Here is a 16,274-nt window from a genome sequence, read left to right on the forward strand (position 1 = left end):
CTCAACCTTCCTGGGGGGTGTCGTCGGCGAACAGCGCGCCGTCGGCGATGAGTTCGTGGATCCGGGCGTCGTCGAGACCGAGCACCCGCCTGCAGAGGTCGCGGGTGTGCTCGCCGGGCATCGGAGCCGGGCGCAGCGGCGCGCGGGCAATCCGACGGTACCGGGCCGGTGCGGTCTCGGCTGGAATCGGCTTGTCCAGCAGCGGATGCACCATCTCGGTGAACAGTTCCCGGAAGACGACCTGCGGGTCGGCCGGCACGTCCGCCGCGCGTTGCATCGGCGCTGCCGGCACTCCGTGGCGCTGCAGCAGGCCGGCGACGTCGTCCTTGTCGCGCACGGACGTCCAGGCCCCGACGGCGGCGATCAGTCCGGCCCGGTCGGCGGGCAGACCGGGAGAACCCATCACCGCGGCCAGGGTGTCGCGGTCCGCGGGGCCGCGCACCGAGACGACACACCATTCGTCCTCCCCGGCGCACGGGCACACCGCGTGCACGGCGTCGTCGTCGACAACGGGAAGCCCTGCTGCGCGGGCAGATTCGACGACGTAACGGTCGGCGAGCTGGTTGATCGCCGCCTCGGCCTGGGAGATGTGCACGTGCGCGCCGCAGCCCTGCCGGTCGCGGCGGATCAGGGCGGCCAGCGCGGCGATCGCGGTCAGCCTGCCCACCACGTGGTCGGGGAAGATCGTCGTCGCGTCGAAGAACGCGCCGGGCGGGGCGTCGGGCGAGGTCCACAGGTGGGTGATGCCGGTGCACGCCCGCACCAGCGGGCCGTATCCCATCTGGGCGCTCCAGAGCCCGCGGTCGCCGTAGGCGCTGCTCTCGGCCAGCACGATGTCCGGGTTCACTTCGCGCAGTCGCTCGTAGGAGAAGCCGAGAGAGGCCAGCGTGCCGGGCTTGAAGTTGGCGAACACCGCGTCGGCGTCGGCGACCAGACGGGCGAACAGGTCCGCGCCGCGCGGGTGGCGCAGATCCAGACCGAGGCTGTACTCGTTGCGGTGCGTCAGCGCCCACGACCGGCTCATCAGCCGGCCGGGCGGGCTCTGGCGCAGCCCATCGGGATACGCGGCGCTCTCGATCTTGATGACCTCCGCGCCGAGGTCGGCGAACAACCGCCCCAGTTCGCCGCCGGCGACGATCACCCCGAGATCGAGGATGCGCAGGCCCTCCAGCGGGCGTGCCGCACCGGGCGGCACCGAGGTCGGTGCCGGTGCCGCGGGCTGCGGCCACGCGGCCTCACCGGAGCCGGGTTCAGCTGCGGGACTGCGGAACCCGTGATGCTCGCCGTCGACGACGAACGGCCCAACCGGAATCGCGATGCGCGCCTGCGGGGTGAGCGGCGCCTCGGCGATCGCTCCCACGTCGCGGAAGTGCTCAGCCGACAACGCCTCCCGCGGGGTTCGGACCGCCGCGATCGGCACCCCCCGTTCCTGGCCCTGCGCGACGAGGCTGTCCATCGTCTGCGGCGCGAACAGGGCCCCGATCGCTGCGTTGAGTTCCGCCGACGCGGCGTAGCGCGCGGCGATGGTGTCGAACTCCGGGCCCGCGAACCGTTCCGGTTCACCCAGCCATGCCCGCATCCCCCGCCACTGGCGCGGCGAGAGCAGGCAGATGCGCACGTGCCCGTCGCGGCACCCGAAGACCGGGTAGATCTGCTGGTTGCGGGGGCGGCCGCGCCACAGCTGAGCCGGCTGCTTCAGCCCGACCGCGGCCTGCCCCTCGGAGCCGTACGGCGGATCGAGGGCCTGCACCACCGCCTCGAACCGGGAGAAATCGATGAAATCGCCTGTGCCGCAACGGAGCCTGTCAAAGTAGGCGATCAGTACCGCCCACGCCGCCTGCACCGCCGCGGTCGCCGAGGCCACTCCCGGCGGTGGCAGGATCGGCGTTCCGGTCGACGGCCCGGTGCGCGAGAGTGCCGAGGACATCGCGTAGAAGACCGCGTCGGTGGCGCGCCACGACGCGCGCGGACCCTCCAGTCCGAAGTCGGTGACCGACAGCGTGACCAGGTGGGGGTGCCGGTCGGCCAGCTCGGCGCACGACGTTCCGAAAGGCGCTGCCCCGCTGGGGTTTCCGCTGTCGATGACGATGTCCGCGGTGGCGGCGAGTTCGAGCAGCCGGCGCCGGTCGCCGTCATCGGCCGGATCGAGAATTGCACAGCGCTTGTCGGCGTTGTCGAGCGCGAACCCGATGCTGGCGTCGGCGACGGTCGGCGCCGCGAGACGGGCCGGGCTGCCGCCGGGCGGCTCGATCTTGCAGACGTCGGCGCCCAGGTCGGCCAGGATGCGGCCCACGGCATCCGCGTCACCAACGGACAGATCGAGCACGCGCACGGACGTCAGCAAGCCAGCCTCGCCCATCGCTGATGTCCGCCCTTCTGTGATGACCGCTCGCGAAAGATTAACGCCCCGGTCATCGGGTACGGGTTGACGGTGTACCGGAGCCGGGTTGGATGAGGGCGATGACGACTGCTGCGTGGACGACCGTGGAACGACAGCCGCTGAGCGACGCGATGGTCGATCGGCTGGACCGGTGGTGGCGGGCCGCCAACTATCTCTCGGTGGGCCAGATCTATCTGCTCGACAATCCGTTGCTGCGCACCCCCCTGGTCCGTGACGACGTCAAGCCGCGGCTGCTCGGGCACTGGGGCACCACGCCGGGCCTGAACTTCCTCTACGCCCACCTGAACCGGGTCATCGCCGAACGCGGACAGTCGACGATCTATCTGACGGGCCCCGGCCACGGCGGACCCGGTCTGGTGGCCAGCGCCTACCTCGACGGCACCTACAGCGAGGTCTACCCGGACATCACGCCCGACGCCGAGGGCATGCGCCGGCTGTTCCGTCAGTTCTCCTTCCCCGGCGGCATCCCGTCTCACGTCGCCCCCGAGACGCCGGGGTCGATCCACGAAGGCGGTGAGCTCGGCTACGTGCTGTCGCACGCCTACGGCGCCGCGTTCGACAATCCCGACCTCCTGGTCGCCGCGGTGGTCGGCGACGGTGAGGCGGAGACCGGGCCGCTGGCCACCAGCTGGCACTCCAACAAGCTGGCCAATCCCGCCCACGACGGCGTGGTGCTGCCGATCCTGCACCTCAACGGCTACAAGATCGCGAACCCGACCGTGCTGGCGCGGATCCCCGAGGACGAACTGCGCAGTCTGATGGTCGGCTACGGACACACGCCGTACTTCTTCGAGGTGCCCGACGATCAGTCCGCAGAGGATCATGCGGACGCGCACCGCCGGTTCGCGACCCTGCTCGACGACGTCCTCGACGAGATCGCCGCCATCAAGTCCCGCGCCGCCGACGGCGACGACTCGCGGCCGTCCTGGCCGATGATCGTGTTCCGGACCCCGAAGGGGTGGACCGGGCCGGCCACCATCGACGGCAAGAAGACCACCGGATCCTGGCGCGCCCACCAAGTGCCCCTGGCCAGTGCCCGCGACACGCGGGAGCACCTCGCGGTGCTCGGCGACTGGCTGGCCTCCTACCGCGCCGACGAGCTGTTCGACGAGGACGGCAGGCTGCACGACGAAATCGCGGCGCTCGCGCCGAAGGGTCCGCTGCGGATGAGCGACAACCCGCACACCAACGGCGGGCTCCTGCTCAAGGATCTGCGCCTGCCCGACTTCCGGTCCTTCGGGGTGGACGTGCCCGCCCCCGGCGCAACGGTCGCCGAGGCCACCCGCGTCCTCGGCCAGTGGCTGACCGAGGTGATCCGCCTCAATCCCGACAACTTCCGCATCTTCGGTCCCGACGAGACCGCCTCGAACCGGTTGCAGGCCGTCTACGACGCCACCGACAAGCAGTGGAACGCCGATCTGGTCGGTCCCGAGGTCGACGAGCACCTGGCCCGGGTGGGGCGCGTGGTCGAGATGCTCTCCGAGCACCAGTGCCAGGGCTGGCTCGAGGGCTACCTGTTGACCGGCAGGCACGGGCTGTTCAACTGCTACGAGGCGTTCATCCACATCGTCGACTCGATGCTCAACCAGCACGCCAAGTGGCTGAAGGTCACCGACGAGATCCCGTGGCGGCGTCCCATCTCGAGCCTGAACTACCTTCTGTCCAGCCATGTCTGGCGCCAGGACCACAACGGGTTCTCCCATCAGGATCCCGGGTTCATCGACCACGTCGTCAACAAGAGCGCCCACGTGGTGCGGGTCTACCTGCCACCGGACGCCAACACGCTGCTGTCCACCTACGACCACTGCCTGCGCTCGCGCCAGTACGTCAACGTCGTGGTCTCCGGCAAGCAGCCCTCCCCGAACTTCCTGACCATGGAGCAGGCGATCGCGCACTGCACGCGCGGCCTCGGCATCTGGGAGTGGGCCGGCAGTGAGGTGCTCGGCACCGATCCCGACGTCGTGCTGGCCTCGGCGGGCGACATCCCGACGCTGGAGGCGCTCGCGGCCGCGGACATCCTGCGCCGGCACCTGCCCGACCTGAAGGTGCGGTTCGTCAACGTGGTGGACCTGATGCGGCTACAGGACGACACCGAACATCCGCACGGGCTGTCCAGCCGGAACTTCGACATGATCTTCACCACGGACAGGCCGATCATCTTCGCCTACCACGGCTACCCCTGGCTGATCCACCGGCTGACCTACCGGCGCACCGGTCACGCCAACCTGCACGTGCGCGGCTACAAGGAGGAGGGCACCACGACGACGCCGTTCGACATGGTGATGCTCAACGACCTCGACCGCTACCACCTGGTGATGGACGTCATCGACCGCGTTCCGTCACTGGGCTCCCGGTGCGCCACGCTGCGCCAGCAGATGGCCGACAAGCGCATCGCCGCCCGCGAGTACACCCGCGCCCACGGTGACGACATCGGTGAGGTCAAGGACTGGGTGTGGCCCGCCGCCCGGGAGTCCGGGTTCGGTGTCGGTGCCGCCGACGCCGCCGCCGACACCGGCGGCGACAACGAGTAGCTGAGCAGGGCCTCCGTTTCCGTTCGGTACCCTGGAGCGGTTATGTCTGACGTCAGCGTCATTTCCGACGAGCCCCACCCGCTGGTGGGGCAGTTGGCGGCGCTGCACCATTTCCGCACCTACGTCGACGTCGCGGTCGTCGTCGTCGTGCTGGCGCTGACCAACCTGCTCGCCCATTTCACGACGCCGTGGGCCAACGTCGCGGTGGTCCCGGTTGCCGCGGTCGTGCTGGTCGCGCTGGTGCGCTCCCGCGGGCTGGGCTGGTCGGAGCTGGGGCTGGGCCGCGAGCACTGGCGCTCGGGCGCCGGCTACGCGCTGGGCGCCGTGGGTCTGGTCGGCATCGTAATCGCGATTGGGGCGCTGCTGCCCTGGACCCGGCCGATGTTCCTCAACGACCACTACGCGACGCTGTCCGGCGCCCTGGTGGCCTCGATGATCATCATCCCGCTGCAGACCGTCATTCCCGAAGAGCTCGCGTTCCGCGGAGTCCTGCACGGCGCGCTGGACCGCGCCTGGGGCTTCCGCGGCGTCGCGGCGGCGGGTTCGCTGCTGTTCGGGCTGTGGCACATCGCGTCGTCGCTCGGGCTCACAGCGGGCAACGTCGGCTTCACCCGGGTCCTCGGCGGAGGGGTCTTCGGCATGGTCGCCGGCGTCGTCGGCGCCGTCCTCGCGACCGCCGCGGCCGGCTTCGTGTTCACCTGGCTGCGCCGCCGCAGCGGCAGTCTGATCGCGCCGATCGCACTGCACTGGTCGCTCAACGGGCTGGGCGCTCTCGCCGCGGCCCTGGTGTGGCACCTCAGCTGAGCGTCCGCCCGGCGCGCAGTCCCAGCATGCGGCGACCACCGGCGATCAATTCCGCGCGCAGCGCGTCGTCGTCGAGGCCGTCGAAGGGCAGGCCCACCGCGCCGGCGATCCCGGCCATGACGATCGCCGCCTTCACCTGACCTCGTGGGCCGGGGTCGGCGCCGGCGAGAAGGTCGATCTGGCGTCGCACGATCGCCGCCCACTCCGGCCGGGCGCGCAGGAAGTCGACGACGGCCGGGTCGCCGCTGAACACCGGGAACAGGTCGCGGTTGGCCACCGCGAGCGCGGCGTACCCGGTGAGCATGCGGTCCGCACGTGACCGCGGGGTGCGTTGCGACGCGGCGTGCTCGGTCAACTCGGCGACCCGTTCGATGAGTGGTTCGATGATCGCGCCCAGAAGGTCGTCGCGCGTCCGGAAATGGTGGTAGATGGCCGATTTCGTGAAGCCGAGCTCATCGGAGATCATCTGCAGCGACGTCGCCGCGACACTGTGCTTCCTGAAGAGTTCGATCGCGACATCCATGAGGCGCGCACGGGTCGATCCGTCGTCGGCGGCACCACCGTTGTTCCTACGGCTGACCATCCGTACAGGTTACTCCTGTACGTTTGGTCAGGAATCCGCATGCTGAGAGAGAAGGAATGTCTCATGCCCGTCGACTTCGGCAAGAGCCGCCGGACCCCCTTCGACCTGTCCGGCAAGGTCGTGGTCGTCGTGGGCGGAGGGCAGATGTCCGGACCCAAGATCGGCAACGGCCGGGCCAGCGCCATCGTCGCGGCGCGCCACGGTGCCGAGGTCGTGGTCGTCGACATCGACCCGGGCAGCGCCGCCCAGACCGTCGACGCGATCACCGCCGAGGGTGGCCTCGCCTATGCGCTCGAGGCCGACGTCTCCGAGGAACAGGACTGCCGCCGGATCTTCGACGTCGCGGTGGAGCGCAGTGGGCGCGTCGACGGCATGGTGTACAGCGTGGCGATCAACCCGCCTTTCGACATCGCGACGAACACCATGGCGCGCACCGACTTCCACCACGGCATCGACGTCAACCTGCTCGGCTGCTACTACTGCAATCTCCACGGCGCGCAGGCCATGCAACGCAACGACGGCGATACGACGGGCAGCATCGTCAACATCTCGTCGATCGCCAGCATCAAGAACGAGATCGGGCTGAACATCGGGATCATGCCGTACACGCTGGGCAAGTGCGGGCTGAACCACATCACCGAGCTGACCGCGGTGCAGTTCGCCGGCGCCGGCATCCGGGCGAACACGCTGATGCTCGGGCCGATCGATTCGACGCTGGGTACTCACGACGCACAGTCACTGTTCGGCCTCGACCCGACCGAGGTCGACGAGGTCTACCGTGACACCGTCCGGCTCAAGATGGGGCGTGCCACCGCGTGGGAGACCGGCTACGCCGTGCTCTACCTGCTGGCCGACGAGTCGCGGTTCATGACCGGTCAGCAGATCCGGCTCGACGGCGGCGCCACCGTCGTGCGGTGAGCGTGAGCTAAACCCTGCGCTTCTGCACCATGCCGACGATCCACAGCAGGATCACCGCACCGAGGATCGCGGTGAACAGCGTGAACCACCACCCTCCCCCGGCGGTGTCGAGGAAGAAGCTCAGCAGGAAGCCGCCGATCAGTGCGCCGATGACGCCGATGACGATGTTCATCAGGATGCCCGAGCCGGACCCCTTGACGATCTTCCCGGCAATCCAGCCGGCGATCGCGCCGATGATGATGTAACCGATCCAGCCCACGCTCGTCTGCGTCGACGAACGGGCGAGAAATTCGGTTGCCGCCATGATCTCCATGAGGATCTCCTGCCTGTTGCCAGCCAGGCCCGGAGCAGCCGCGCCCAGGCCCTCACCCAGATATAGCGGGCGAAGGTAACGGTTCGGCCATGCAATCGGAAACGATCACACGCGAATCATCGGTCAGGCGGGCGGCAGCATCCCCGGGGCCGCGTTCGGATCGACCGGAACCGGCACACCCACGGCCGGCCGCGGCGGCGGCGCGTTGGGATCGGCCGGCGGCGGAGCGGCGTTCGGGTCGCCCGGCGCGGGCGGCGGCGGAGGAGGCGGCGTCCAGGGCCGGATCGAGTTGGCCAGCGTCACCGCTTCGTTCTGCGGGATCGGGTTGGTCGCGGTGCCGAGCCAGACGACGAACCAGCGCTCGGGAGCCCGTTGCCCGCGCGGGGTTCCCGGTGCGGTCGGCGCACCGACCACTCCGGCCCAGATCTGGCCGTTCGGCTTGTTGGTGTCGGTGAACTTCACCTCGTAGGACGACGCGACGCCGGTCATGCCGTTGGCGTTGAGCGGAACCGTCTGCTGGTTGATCCGGGTGCCCGGGAACGGCATGAAGAATTCACCCATGTCCGACGCCAGGCGCTGAGCCGCCTTCGTGTTGTCGGTCTCGGCGCCGGCGAACAGCTTCAGGTCGAGACGGCCGAGCAGCACGCTGGTGTCGTTGGGCGCCTGCGCGTCCGGCGGTGATCCCGCCGGCGGCAGCTTGTTCAGCAGCGCCTGGCCGTAGGAGAGCTGGGCGGCGTCGGCCACCTTCCAACCCGCGGGCACGACGTAGCTGAACCCGCCGGCGGCGTTGTCGACCCGTCCCGGCTCGGGGGCCGGCGCAGGCGCGGGCGCGGGCGCGGCGGGATCCGCAGGCGGTGCCGGCGGGGGCGGCGGCGCGTTCGGGTCGGCGGGAGGCGGCGGCGGCGCATTCGGGTCGGCGGGAGGCGGCGGCGCATTCGGGTCGGCGGGAGGCGGAACCGGAGCGTTGGGATCGGCCGGGGGCGGCGGCGCCGCAGGGGGCGGCGCGTCCTGTGCCGTCGGGGGCGGCGCGGGCGCCGGCGCAGGTGCCGGCTGGGCCCCCGCCACGGCGGGGAACGTCAGCGCGGCCACGGTGGCGCCGGTGAGGGCGACCAGCCCGACCGAGGTCGGCAGGCTCCTGCGGCGGGGGGAAGGCACGTCTCGCTCATGCATGGGGAAGAAACTACCGTGTTACAGCCGTGACGCAAGTGTGAGTAGCTGTGAATGTGCCAAATTGTGACATTGCTAATCTGGGCATATATACACGTCAGACAGATTTGCATGGTTGCTGGCATGCCGAGCGCCCCGCGCGTGGCGCGGGGTGCGGCGCCGACGCCGTGCAGCGTCGACGATGGGTTGATCGCGGTGCGGGCCCGAGTCGTTACCGCGCGCGGCGCGTCAGTGTCCGGCGGCTAGCTACCGTCCAGTAACATGGGCCCGACTCGCTGGGGTTCAGCGCCGAACACAACAGGAGGCCGATGATGGATGTCTTGATCACGGGATGCGACACCGACCTGGGGCGCGCGATCGCCGAGAACTTCAGCCACGCCGGGCACCGGGTGATCGTCGCGGGACGTCACCGCGACGACCTGGAGGTGCTGGCCAAGGAACTGGACGCGGACGCCATCGTCGTCGACATGGCCGATCCGGCGTCGATCGCGGCGGCGCAGGATCAGTTCCCGGCGTACCTCGACACCGTGATCAACGTGCCCGCACCCACCTGGAACGGCGGTGACCCGCGGGCCTACACGCTCGCCGACCACGCCGCCGAATGGCGCGGACTCTTCGACGCCGGTCTGCTCTCGGCCGTGCTCGCCGTGCAGGTCCTCGGCGATCAGCTGCGCTCGGGTGGCTCGATCGTCACGGTCATCGGCGACGCACTGCGAGAAGGCAGCGCCGCAGCGGCGGTCAAGGCCGCGGTTTCGGACTGGACGGCCGGGCAGGCGCACTACTTCGGCATCCGCGGGATCACCGTCAACGCGGTGGCCATGGGACGCGGGGCCGAGCCCGGCTACGAAGGCCTCGGCACCACCTCGCCGTCGGTGAGCGCGGAGATCGCCCGGCTGTCGCTGTTCCTGACGACGCCCGCGGCCCGGCACATCACCGGGCAGACCCTGCACGTCAGCCACGGTGCGCTCGCCAACTTCGGCTGAGGACGACGATCAAGCGCTGAGGACGACGATCAAGCGGCGAGGCGCGAGCCGCCGCAACGGCGAACGGGCACGGTTTATTCCGCGCTTCGCGCCGAGTGAAACGGCGGACGACGGCCGCCGCGCAGTGCGTAGGGTCGGTCCCGTGACGATTCGACTCGGGCTTCAGATCAACAACTTCTCGTACGGAACCGGCGTCGGGGAACTGTTCCCCACCGTCGTCGCTCAGGCGAAAGAAGCCGACAGCTCCGGCTTCGACTCCGTGTTCCTGATGGACCACTTCTACCAACTGCCGGGGATCGGCACCTACGACCAGCCGATGCTCGAGGCGTACACCGCGCTCGGCGCACTGGCCGCCGCGACCGACACCGTGCAGCTGGGCACCCTGGTCACCGGCAACACCTACCGCAACCCCACGCTGCTGGCGAAGGCGATCACCACGCTCGACGTGATCAGCGCCGGCCGCGCGATCCTGGGCATCGGCACCGGGTGGTTCGAGCTCGAGCACGACCAACTCGGCTACGAGTTCGGCACCTTCACCGATCGCTTCGAGAAGCTCGGCGAAGCGCTGCAGATCATCCTGCCGATGCTCGCGGGTGAGCGCCCCACCGTCACCGGCAAGCACTACCGCACGCAGGAGGCGCTGGCCAATCCCCGCTTCCGCGACCACATTCCGCTGATGATCGGCGGTAGCGGCGAGAAGAAGACCATTCCGCTTGCGGCCAGGCACTTCGACCACCTCAACGTGATCGCCGGTTTCGACGAGCTGGCCCGCAAGGTGGACGTCGTCAAGCAGCGCTGCGAGGAGATCGACCGCGACCCCGCGGCGCTGGAGACCAGCATGCTCATCGGCGCGGTCGTCGGCGACGGCGTGACCCCGGACATGATCCCGGAGGACTTCCGGCAGCGGATGGTCGCAGGCAGCGTCGACGACGTGGCCGAGCAGATCCAGACCAAGGTGCTCGACGCAGGCATCGACGGGGTGATCCTGTTCGTCCCGACCCAGACCGTCGGCTACCAGCCGGGCCAGATCGCTGCCCTTGGCGAGGCACTCAAGCCGCTGGTCACGGGGTGAGTCGGCGCGGTGGGGCATCTCACCGCGCCGCCCGGAAGCGCGGCCGCTAAGGTTCTGGTTGTTCTGAATGGGTAAAGAAGTTCCGGCAAGGACACCCGAGAGCACCGTGCACAGGAGTAGCCATGACCCATCCCGGAGCCATCGCATCCGATCGCCACAAGGTGGTCATCATCGGATCGGGATTCGGCGGGCTGACCGCGGCCAAGACCCTCAAGAGGGCTGACGTCGACATCAAGATGATCGCCCGCACCACCCATCACCTGTTCCAGCCGCTGCTGTATCAGGTGGCGACGGGCATCATCTCCGAGGGCGAGATCGCGCCGGCGACCCGGGTGATCCTGCGCAAGCAGAAGAACGCGCAAGTGCTGCTCGGTGACGTCACCGGCATCGACCTGAAGACCAACACCGTGCGCTCGGAGTTGCTGGGCCACACCTACATCACGCCGTTCGACAGCCTGATCGTCGCCGCAGGCGCGGGCCAGTCCTATTTCGGCAACGACCACTTCGCCGAGTGGGCGCCGGGCATGAAGTCGATCGACGACGCGCTGGAACTGCGCGGGCGGATCCTGGGCGCATTCGAACAGGCCGAGCGGTCCAGCGACCCGGCCCGGCGCGAGAAGCTGCTGACGTTCGTGGTCGTCGGCGCCGGCCCGACAGGTGTCGAAATGGCCGGGCAGATCGCCGAATTGGCGGACCAGACGCTCAAAGGCGCTTTCCGGCACATCGATTCGACCAAGGCGCGGGTGATCCTGCTCGACGCCGCGCCGGCGGTGCTGCCGCCGATGGGCGAGAAACTCGGCAAGAAGGCCCAAGCCCGGCTGGAGAAGATGGGCGTGGAGATCCAGCTCAACGCCATGGTGACCGACGTCGACCGCAACGGCATCACGGTCAAGGACCCCGACGGCAAGATCCGCCGCATCGAGGCGGCCTGCAAGGTGTGGTCGGCCGGCGTGTCGGCCAGCCCACTGGGCCGCGACCTGGCGGAGCAGTCCGGGGTGGAACTCGACCGTGCCGGCCGCGTCAAGGTGCTGCCCGACCTCTCGATCCCCGGTCACCCCAACGTGTTCGTCGTCGGCGACATGGCGGCGGTGGAAGGCGTGCCGGGCATGGCGCAGGGCGCCATCCAGGGCGGCAAGTACGCCGCCAAGGCGATCATGTCGGGGCTCAAGGGCGCCGACCCCGCCGAGCGCGAACCGTTCAACTACTTCGACAAGGGCTCGATGGCCACGGTGTCGAAGTACAGCGCGGTGGCCAAGGTGGGCCCGCTCGAATTCGGCGGCTTCATCGCCTGGCTGGCGTGGCTGGTGCTGCACCTGGTCTACCTCGTCGGGTTCAAGACCAAGATCGCCACGCTGCTGTCGTGGACGGTGACGTTCCTTGGCAGCAACCGCGGTCAGCTCACGATCACCGAGCAGCAGGCCTACGCGCGCACGCGGATCGAGGAACTCGAGGAGATCGCCGCAGCCGTCGAGGAGAAAGCGGCCAGTTAGAGCCGCTCCCCCTGCCAGGTGGCCAGGCAGCCACCGCCGGCCAGCGCCAAGGCGACGCCGGCTGTGCACGCGTCGGTTGCGGGATAGTGCAGTTCGCTGACACATGCCCGGGGCGCGGCGATCTCGTCGTCGGCGAACGAGCCGTTGCCGATCTCGATCCGGTGGCGCAGCAGTGCGACGCCGTCCACGTCGGCGTGCAGAGACCCCGACCAGTAGCCGTCGCGCTCCCCTGTCCTGCCGATCTGAACGCGTTCGCGCAGCCGCAGCGATGCGCCGGTGCTCAGCGCCAGCCGCGTCGACGTCACGTGTCGCGACAGGCCCGCGACGATCGTCGGCTGCGGGTCGAGATCCAGGACGCCGGCCACCTCCAGGTCCCAGCTGGCGTGCGACTCGGTGGTCAGGGCGCCGGGCAGCGCCATCGTCGCCGCGGCCGTGCGCACCGCCAGCCGGGCGCCCGCCTCCACCACCACGCGCAGCCGGATCGCGTCACCGCCCAGCGGGGTGGCCGCGGCGGATACCAGATGCACCGTGTCGGGCTCGGTCCGCCGGGCGGCGATCCCGCCCGCACACTCGAGGTGGGGTGAGCGGCCGGCGCGGGCGACGATCAGCACGTCGGAGCGCATCTACACTGCCTGCGCGACCCGCAGCTGCTCGCGCACCCACTCCAGCACCGGTCCCGCGGTGGGATCGGCGGTCAGCGAGATCAGCGCGAACGGACGGTCCCCCCGCGCGGCTGCGGCGTCGCGGCGCATCACGCCCAGATCTGCGCCCACCATGGGCGCCAGGTCGGTCTTGTTGATCACCAGCAGATCCGAGAACGTCACGCCGGGCCCGCCCTTGCGGGGCACCTTGTCGCCGCCGGCCACGTCGATGACGAAGATCTGCACGTCGATCAGACCGGACGAGAACGTCGCGGTGAGGTTGTCGCCGCCGGACTCGACCAGGATCAGATCCAGCCGGTCGTGCGCGGCGATCAGGTCGTCGATGGCGTCAAGGTTCGCCGTGATGTCGTCGCGGATCGCCGTGTGCGGACAGCCGCCGGTCTGCACCGCGGCGATGCGGTCGTCGGGCAGCACGGCGTTGCGGCGCAGGAAGTCCGCGTCCTCGGTGGTGTAGATGTCGTTGGTCAGCACCGCCAGGGACAGCTCGTCGCGCAACGTGCGGCACAGGGCGGCCACCAGTGCCGTCTTGCCGGACCCCACCGGACCGCCGACGCCGATCCGCAGCGGTTCGTCGGGCCGGCGCGCGCGGCGGGGTCGGTCGGCGTGGCCGTGCGACTCGCCGACTCCGTCGATGAGATGTGGTGGCATAACGGCTCTTTCGGATCAGGACGCGAACAGCGGACGGTCACGGTCGAGGTGGCGTTGGGCGAGGATGTCGAGCAGCGGGTCGGACAAGTCGGCGAGTTCCTTGACGGCCTCGGCGGCGGTCCGCTCACACAGCGGCGCCAGCGCGAACGTCAGCGCCGCGACGTCACCCGGATCGAGTGCGAGCAGACGCTGGCCGGCGGTCGCCGATCCGGTCATCGTCGTGTAGACGACCGACAGCGCGGTCTGCCCGGGGGTCAGTCCGCTCGCCCGGCCCACCGCGCCCGCGGCGACCGCCAGATGCGGCGTGGCGCCGAGGGCGTCCCAGTCGGTGTCCGGCCACACCCGCCGGGCCAGTCGCACCAGCCCGCGGCCCTGGGCCCGCGACGCCGCGCGGGCGGCCGGAGCCGGTGTGCGCGCGTCGGTTTCGGTGTCACCGGTCCCTGCGGCGACGGCGGTCAACGCGCCTTCGTGGACGGCGGCGGCCAGCGACGCGGCGACCAGTCCGGTGGTGCGGATGCGCCTGCCGAGGTAGGCGCGCAGCGTCGCGAGGTCGGCGACCAGACCGCTGGTCACAGCCTCCTCGATGCCCCCCGAATGAACGTGCCCGCCGGTGGGCAGCCGCGAATCGGCGAGGACGAGCAGGGTGGCGAGGGTGTCCATCAGAACAGGAAGAACCGTTGCGCCATGGGCAGTTCCGCGGCGGGCTGCTCCTGCCACACCTCGCCGTCGATGCGGACGGTGAACGTGTCCGGGTCGACCTCGATGTCGGGAAGCGCGTCGTTGAGCGGCATCTGCGCCTTACCCGCGGCGCGGACGTTGCCCACGGCGACGAGCCTGCGCCGCACCGCGATCCGGTCGGCCAGCCCGTCCTCGAGCGCCTGTGGGGCGACGAAGTGCACCGAGGTCGCGGCGGCCGCGGCGGGCGCGGCGCCGAACATCGGCCGTGGCAGCACCGGCTGCGGGGTGGGGATGGAGGCGTTGGCGTCGCCCATCGCCGCCCAGGCGATCATGCCGCCCTTGAGCACGGCGTGCGGACGGACCCCGAAGAACGCCGGCTCCCACAGCACGAGGTCGGCCAGCTTGCCCACCTCGACCGAGCCGATCTCGTGGTCCATCCCGTGCGCGACCGCCGGGCAGATCGTGTACTTGGCGACATACCGTCGCGCCCTGGTGTTGTCGGCCCGGGTGTCCCCCGGCAGGAAGCCGCGGCGGCGCTTCATCACGTGCGCGGTCTGCCACGTCCGCAGCACCACCTCGCCGATGCGGCCCATCGCCTGGGCGTCGCTGCCGATCATCGAGATCGCCCCGATGTCGTGCAGCAGGTCCTCGGCCGCGATCGTGGAGGGCCGGATGCGGCTCTCGGCGAACGCGAGATCCTCGGGCACGCTGGGGTTGAGGTGGTGGCACACCATCAGCATGTCGAGATGCTCGTCGAGGGTGTTGACGGTGTGCGGACGGGTCGGATTGGTGGAACTGGGCAGCACATTGGGCTTGCCGGCCACGGTGATGATGTCCGGTGCGTGTCCCCCGCCCGCGCCCTCGGTGTGATAGGCGTGGATCGAACGGCCTTTGATCGCGGCGAGGGTGTCCTCGACGAAGCCCGCCTCGTTGAGGGTGTCGGTGTGGATGTTGGCCTGCACGCCGGCGGCCTCGGCCACGCCGAGGCAGGCGTCGATGGCCGCGGGGGTGGTGCCCCAGTCCTCATGCAGCTTGAAACCTGCTGCGCCGCCTCGTAACTGCTCCCACATCGCCTCGGCGCTGACGGTGTTGCCCTTGCCGAGAAGCGCGACGTTGAGCGGCCAGGTGTCGAGCGCCTCGAGCATCCGGGCCAGGTGCCACGACCCCGGGGTGACCGTGGTGGCCTTGCTGCCCTCGGCGGGGCCGGTACCGCCGGCGACGATCGTCGTGATGCCGCCGCCGAGGGCCTCCTCCATGATCTGCGGGCAGATCAGGTGCACGTGGCAGTCGATCGCCCCCGCGGTGACGATGCGGCCGTTGCCGGCGATGACCTCCGTCGACGGTCCGACCACGAGGTCGGGGTGCACCCCCGACATGATGTCCGGATTGCCGGCCTTGCCGATTGCGACGATGCGGCCGTCGCGGATTCCGATGTCGGCCTTGATGATCCCCCAGTAGTCGAGGATGATCGCGCCGGTGATGACGGTGTCGGGTGCGCCGTCGGTACGGGTGGCGCGCGACTGGCCCATCGACTCCCGCAGCACCTTGCCGCCGCCGAACACCGCCTCGTCGCCTGCGAGTGTCGGACCGCCGCTGCGATCCTCGGTGATCTCGACGAACAGGTCGGTGTCGGCCAGTCGGATGCGGTCGCCGGTCGTCGGGCCGTAGAGGGCCGCGTAGCGGGCCCTCGGCAGTGCGCTCATCGCGGGTCCAATCTGCCGGGCGGGTCGAGGCTCAGGCCGTACACCTCGCGGGTGCCGCGCAACGGCACCAGCGCCACGCGCTGGGCGACGCCGGGCTCGAACCGGATCGCGGTGCCCGCGGGGATGTCGAACCGGTGCCCATGCGCGGCGGAGCGGTCGAACTGCAGGGCTGAATTGGCTTGCGGCACATGGACATGGCTGCCGACCTGCACGGGCCGGTCGCCGGTGTTGACGATGTCGAGTTCGAGCCGCTGCGCGCCGGCGTTGATCTCGATGTCGCCGTCGCCGAAGATGATCTCTCCGGGAATCATCGCTGCCGCC

15 protein-coding genes are annotated in these 16,274 nt (G+C 70.1%); 6 read left to right on the forward strand and 9 right to left on the reverse strand.

Features of this window, described 5'->3' with window-relative positions; genetic code table 11:
* Position 1: 1 nt before the first annotated feature.
* Entirely contained in the window at positions 2 to 2,359 is a 2,358-nt protein-coding gene (locus G6N45_RS17935) for a CaiB/BaiF CoA-transferase family protein (RefSeq protein ID WP_163723474.1), read from the reverse strand.
* A gap of 101 nt (positions 2,360 to 2,460) precedes the next feature.
* On the opposite strand from G6N45_RS17935, the gene G6N45_RS17940 reads away from it, so the two are divergent.
* Both G6N45_RS17940 and G6N45_RS17945 read left to right on the forward strand, forming a co-directional pair.
* Positions 2,461 to 4,932 carry a phosphoketolase family protein gene (locus tag G6N45_RS17940; protein WP_163723475.1) on the forward strand — a complete coding sequence of 824 codons (2,472 nt, stop codon included), beginning with the start codon at positions 2,461 to 2,463 and terminating at the stop codon, positions 4,930 to 4,932.
* 42 nt (positions 4,933 to 4,974) lie between these two features.
* Positions 4,975 to 5,736, forward strand: a complete 762-nt coding sequence (locus tag G6N45_RS17945) for a CPBP family intramembrane glutamic endopeptidase (protein WP_163723476.1) — start codon at positions 4,975 to 4,977, stop codon at positions 5,734 to 5,736.
* Here G6N45_RS17945 and G6N45_RS17950 read toward each other — a convergent pair.
* Entirely contained in the window at positions 5,729 to 6,319 is a 591-nt protein-coding gene (locus G6N45_RS17950; protein WP_163723477.1) for a TetR/AcrR family transcriptional regulator, read from the reverse strand. The genes G6N45_RS17945 and G6N45_RS17950 overlap by 8 nt on opposite strands.
* A 63-nt stretch (positions 6,320 to 6,382) precedes the next feature.
* On the opposite strand from G6N45_RS17950, the gene G6N45_RS17955 reads away from it, so the two are divergent.
* Positions 6,383 to 7,237, forward strand: coding sequence for an SDR family NAD(P)-dependent oxidoreductase (locus G6N45_RS17955; RefSeq protein WP_163723478.1), 855 nt, complete (start codon positions 6,383 to 6,385; stop codon positions 7,235 to 7,237).
* A 7-nt stretch (positions 7,238 to 7,244) separates the two neighbouring features.
* Here G6N45_RS17955 and G6N45_RS17960 read toward each other — a convergent pair whose 3' ends face one another.
* Positions 7,245 to 7,550: a GlsB/YeaQ/YmgE family stress response membrane protein gene (locus G6N45_RS17960; protein WP_163723479.1), complete on the reverse strand. Its 306-nt coding sequence runs from the start codon at positions 7,548 to 7,550 to the stop codon at positions 7,245 to 7,247.
* 123 nt (positions 7,551 to 7,673) lie between these two features.
* Positions 7,674 to 8,720 (reverse strand): APA family fibronectin-binding glycoprotein, encoded by a 1,047-nt coding sequence (locus G6N45_RS17965; RefSeq protein WP_163723480.1) that lies wholly within the window; start codon positions 8,718 to 8,720, stop codon positions 7,674 to 7,676.
* A gap of 308 nt (positions 8,721 to 9,028) precedes the next feature.
* Here G6N45_RS17965 and G6N45_RS17970 point away from each other — a divergent pair, with 308 nt between their 5' ends.
* From G6N45_RS17970 to G6N45_RS17980, 3 genes are all read left to right on the forward strand, one after another.
* Positions 9,029 to 9,700 (forward strand): SDR family oxidoreductase, encoded by a 672-nt coding sequence (locus G6N45_RS17970; protein WP_163723481.1) that lies wholly within the window; start codon positions 9,029 to 9,031, stop codon positions 9,698 to 9,700.
* Between the two features lie 142 nt (positions 9,701 to 9,842).
* On the forward strand, positions 9,843 to 10,772 hold the full coding sequence (locus tag G6N45_RS17975) for an LLM class F420-dependent oxidoreductase (RefSeq protein ID WP_163723482.1): 930 nt from the start codon (positions 9,843 to 9,845) through the stop codon (positions 10,770 to 10,772).
* A gap of 122 nt (positions 10,773 to 10,894) precedes the next feature.
* A complete protein-coding gene (locus tag G6N45_RS17980; RefSeq protein ID WP_057147065.1) occupies positions 10,895 to 12,262 on the forward strand; it encodes a type II NADH:quinone oxidoreductase Ndh in 1,368 nt (455 codons plus the stop codon).
* On the opposite strand, the gene G6N45_RS17985 is transcribed toward G6N45_RS17980, so the two are convergent.
* Genes G6N45_RS17985 through G6N45_RS18005 form a run of 5 tightly spaced genes read right to left on the reverse strand, consistent with a single transcriptional unit; the run spans position 12,259 to position 16,264 of the window.
* Positions 12,259 to 12,885 carry an urease accessory protein UreD gene (locus G6N45_RS17985; RefSeq protein ID WP_163723483.1) on the reverse strand — a complete coding sequence of 209 codons (627 nt, stop codon included), beginning with the start codon at positions 12,883 to 12,885 and terminating at the stop codon, positions 12,259 to 12,261. The genes G6N45_RS17980 and G6N45_RS17985 overlap by 4 nt on opposite strands.
* On the reverse strand, positions 12,886 to 13,572 hold the full coding sequence (ureG, locus tag G6N45_RS17990) for an urease accessory protein UreG (RefSeq protein WP_163723484.1): 687 nt from the start codon (positions 13,570 to 13,572) through the stop codon (positions 12,886 to 12,888).
* Positions 13,573 to 13,587: 15 nt separating this feature from the next.
* The gene (locus G6N45_RS17995; protein ID WP_163723485.1) at positions 13,588 to 14,232 is read right to left on the reverse strand and encodes an urease accessory protein UreF; all 645 of its coding nucleotides are present in this window, start codon (positions 14,230 to 14,232) and stop codon (positions 13,588 to 13,590) included.
* Entirely contained in the window at positions 14,232 to 15,953 is a 1,722-nt protein-coding gene (locus tag G6N45_RS18000; RefSeq protein ID WP_163723486.1) for an urease subunit alpha, read from the reverse strand. Before G6N45_RS18000 ends, G6N45_RS17995 begins: the two co-directional genes overlap by 1 nt.
* A complete protein-coding gene (locus G6N45_RS18005) occupies positions 15,950 to 16,264 on the reverse strand; it encodes an urease subunit beta (RefSeq protein WP_163723487.1) in 315 nt (104 codons plus the stop codon). Before G6N45_RS18005 ends, G6N45_RS18000 begins: the two co-directional genes overlap by 4 nt.
* Positions 16,265 to 16,274 lie beyond the last annotated feature (10 nt).

The sequence above is a fragment of the Mycolicibacterium psychrotolerans genome (assembly GCF_010729305.1).
GTDB classification, from domain to species: domain Bacteria; phylum Actinomycetota; class Actinomycetes; order Mycobacteriales; family Mycobacteriaceae; genus Mycobacterium; species Mycobacterium psychrotolerans.

Bases quoted from the DNA above. Each gene is read 5' to 3' on its own strand.
- G6N45_RS17935 (WP_163723474.1), bottom strand. From the start codon at position 2,359: ATGGGCGAGGCTGGCTTGCTGACGTCCGTGCGCGTGCTCGATCTGTCC.
- G6N45_RS17940 (WP_163723475.1), top strand. From the start codon at position 2,461: ATGACGACTGCTGCGTGGACGACCGTGGAACGACAGCCGCTGAGCGAC.
- G6N45_RS17945 (WP_163723476.1), top strand. From the start codon at position 4,975: ATGTCTGACGTCAGCGTCATTTCCGACGAGCCCCACCCGCTGGTGGGG.
- G6N45_RS17950 (WP_163723477.1), bottom strand. From the start codon at position 6,319: ATGGTCAGCCGTAGGAACAACGGTGGTGCCGCCGACGACGGATCGACC.
- G6N45_RS17955 (WP_163723478.1), top strand. From the start codon at position 6,383: ATGCCCGTCGACTTCGGCAAGAGCCGCCGGACCCCCTTCGACCTGTCC.
- G6N45_RS17960 (WP_163723479.1), bottom strand. From the start codon at position 7,550: ATGGAGATCATGGCGGCAACCGAATTTCTCGCCCGTTCGTCGACGCAG.
- G6N45_RS17965 (WP_163723480.1), bottom strand. From the start codon at position 8,720: ATGCATGAGCGAGACGTGCCTTCCCCCCGCCGCAGGAGCCTGCCGACC.
- G6N45_RS17970 (WP_163723481.1), top strand. From the start codon at position 9,029: ATGGATGTCTTGATCACGGGATGCGACACCGACCTGGGGCGCGCGATC.
- G6N45_RS17980 (WP_057147065.1), top strand. From the start codon at position 10,895: ATGACCCATCCCGGAGCCATCGCATCCGATCGCCACAAGGTGGTCATC.
- G6N45_RS17985 (WP_163723483.1), bottom strand. From the start codon at position 12,885: ATGCGCTCCGACGTGCTGATCGTCGCCCGCGCCGGCCGCTCACCCCAC.
- ureG (WP_163723484.1), bottom strand. From the start codon at position 13,572: ATGCCACCACATCTCATCGACGGAGTCGGCGAGTCGCACGGCCACGCC.
- G6N45_RS17995 (WP_163723485.1), bottom strand. From the start codon at position 14,232: ATGGACACCCTCGCCACCCTGCTCGTCCTCGCCGATTCGCGGCTGCCC.
- G6N45_RS18000 (WP_163723486.1), bottom strand. From the start codon at position 15,953: ATGAGCGCACTGCCGAGGGCCCGCTACGCGGCCCTCTACGGCCCGACG.
- G6N45_RS18005 (WP_163723487.1), bottom strand. From the start codon at position 16,264: ATGATTCCCGGAGAGATCATCTTCGGCGACGGCGACATCGAGATCAAC.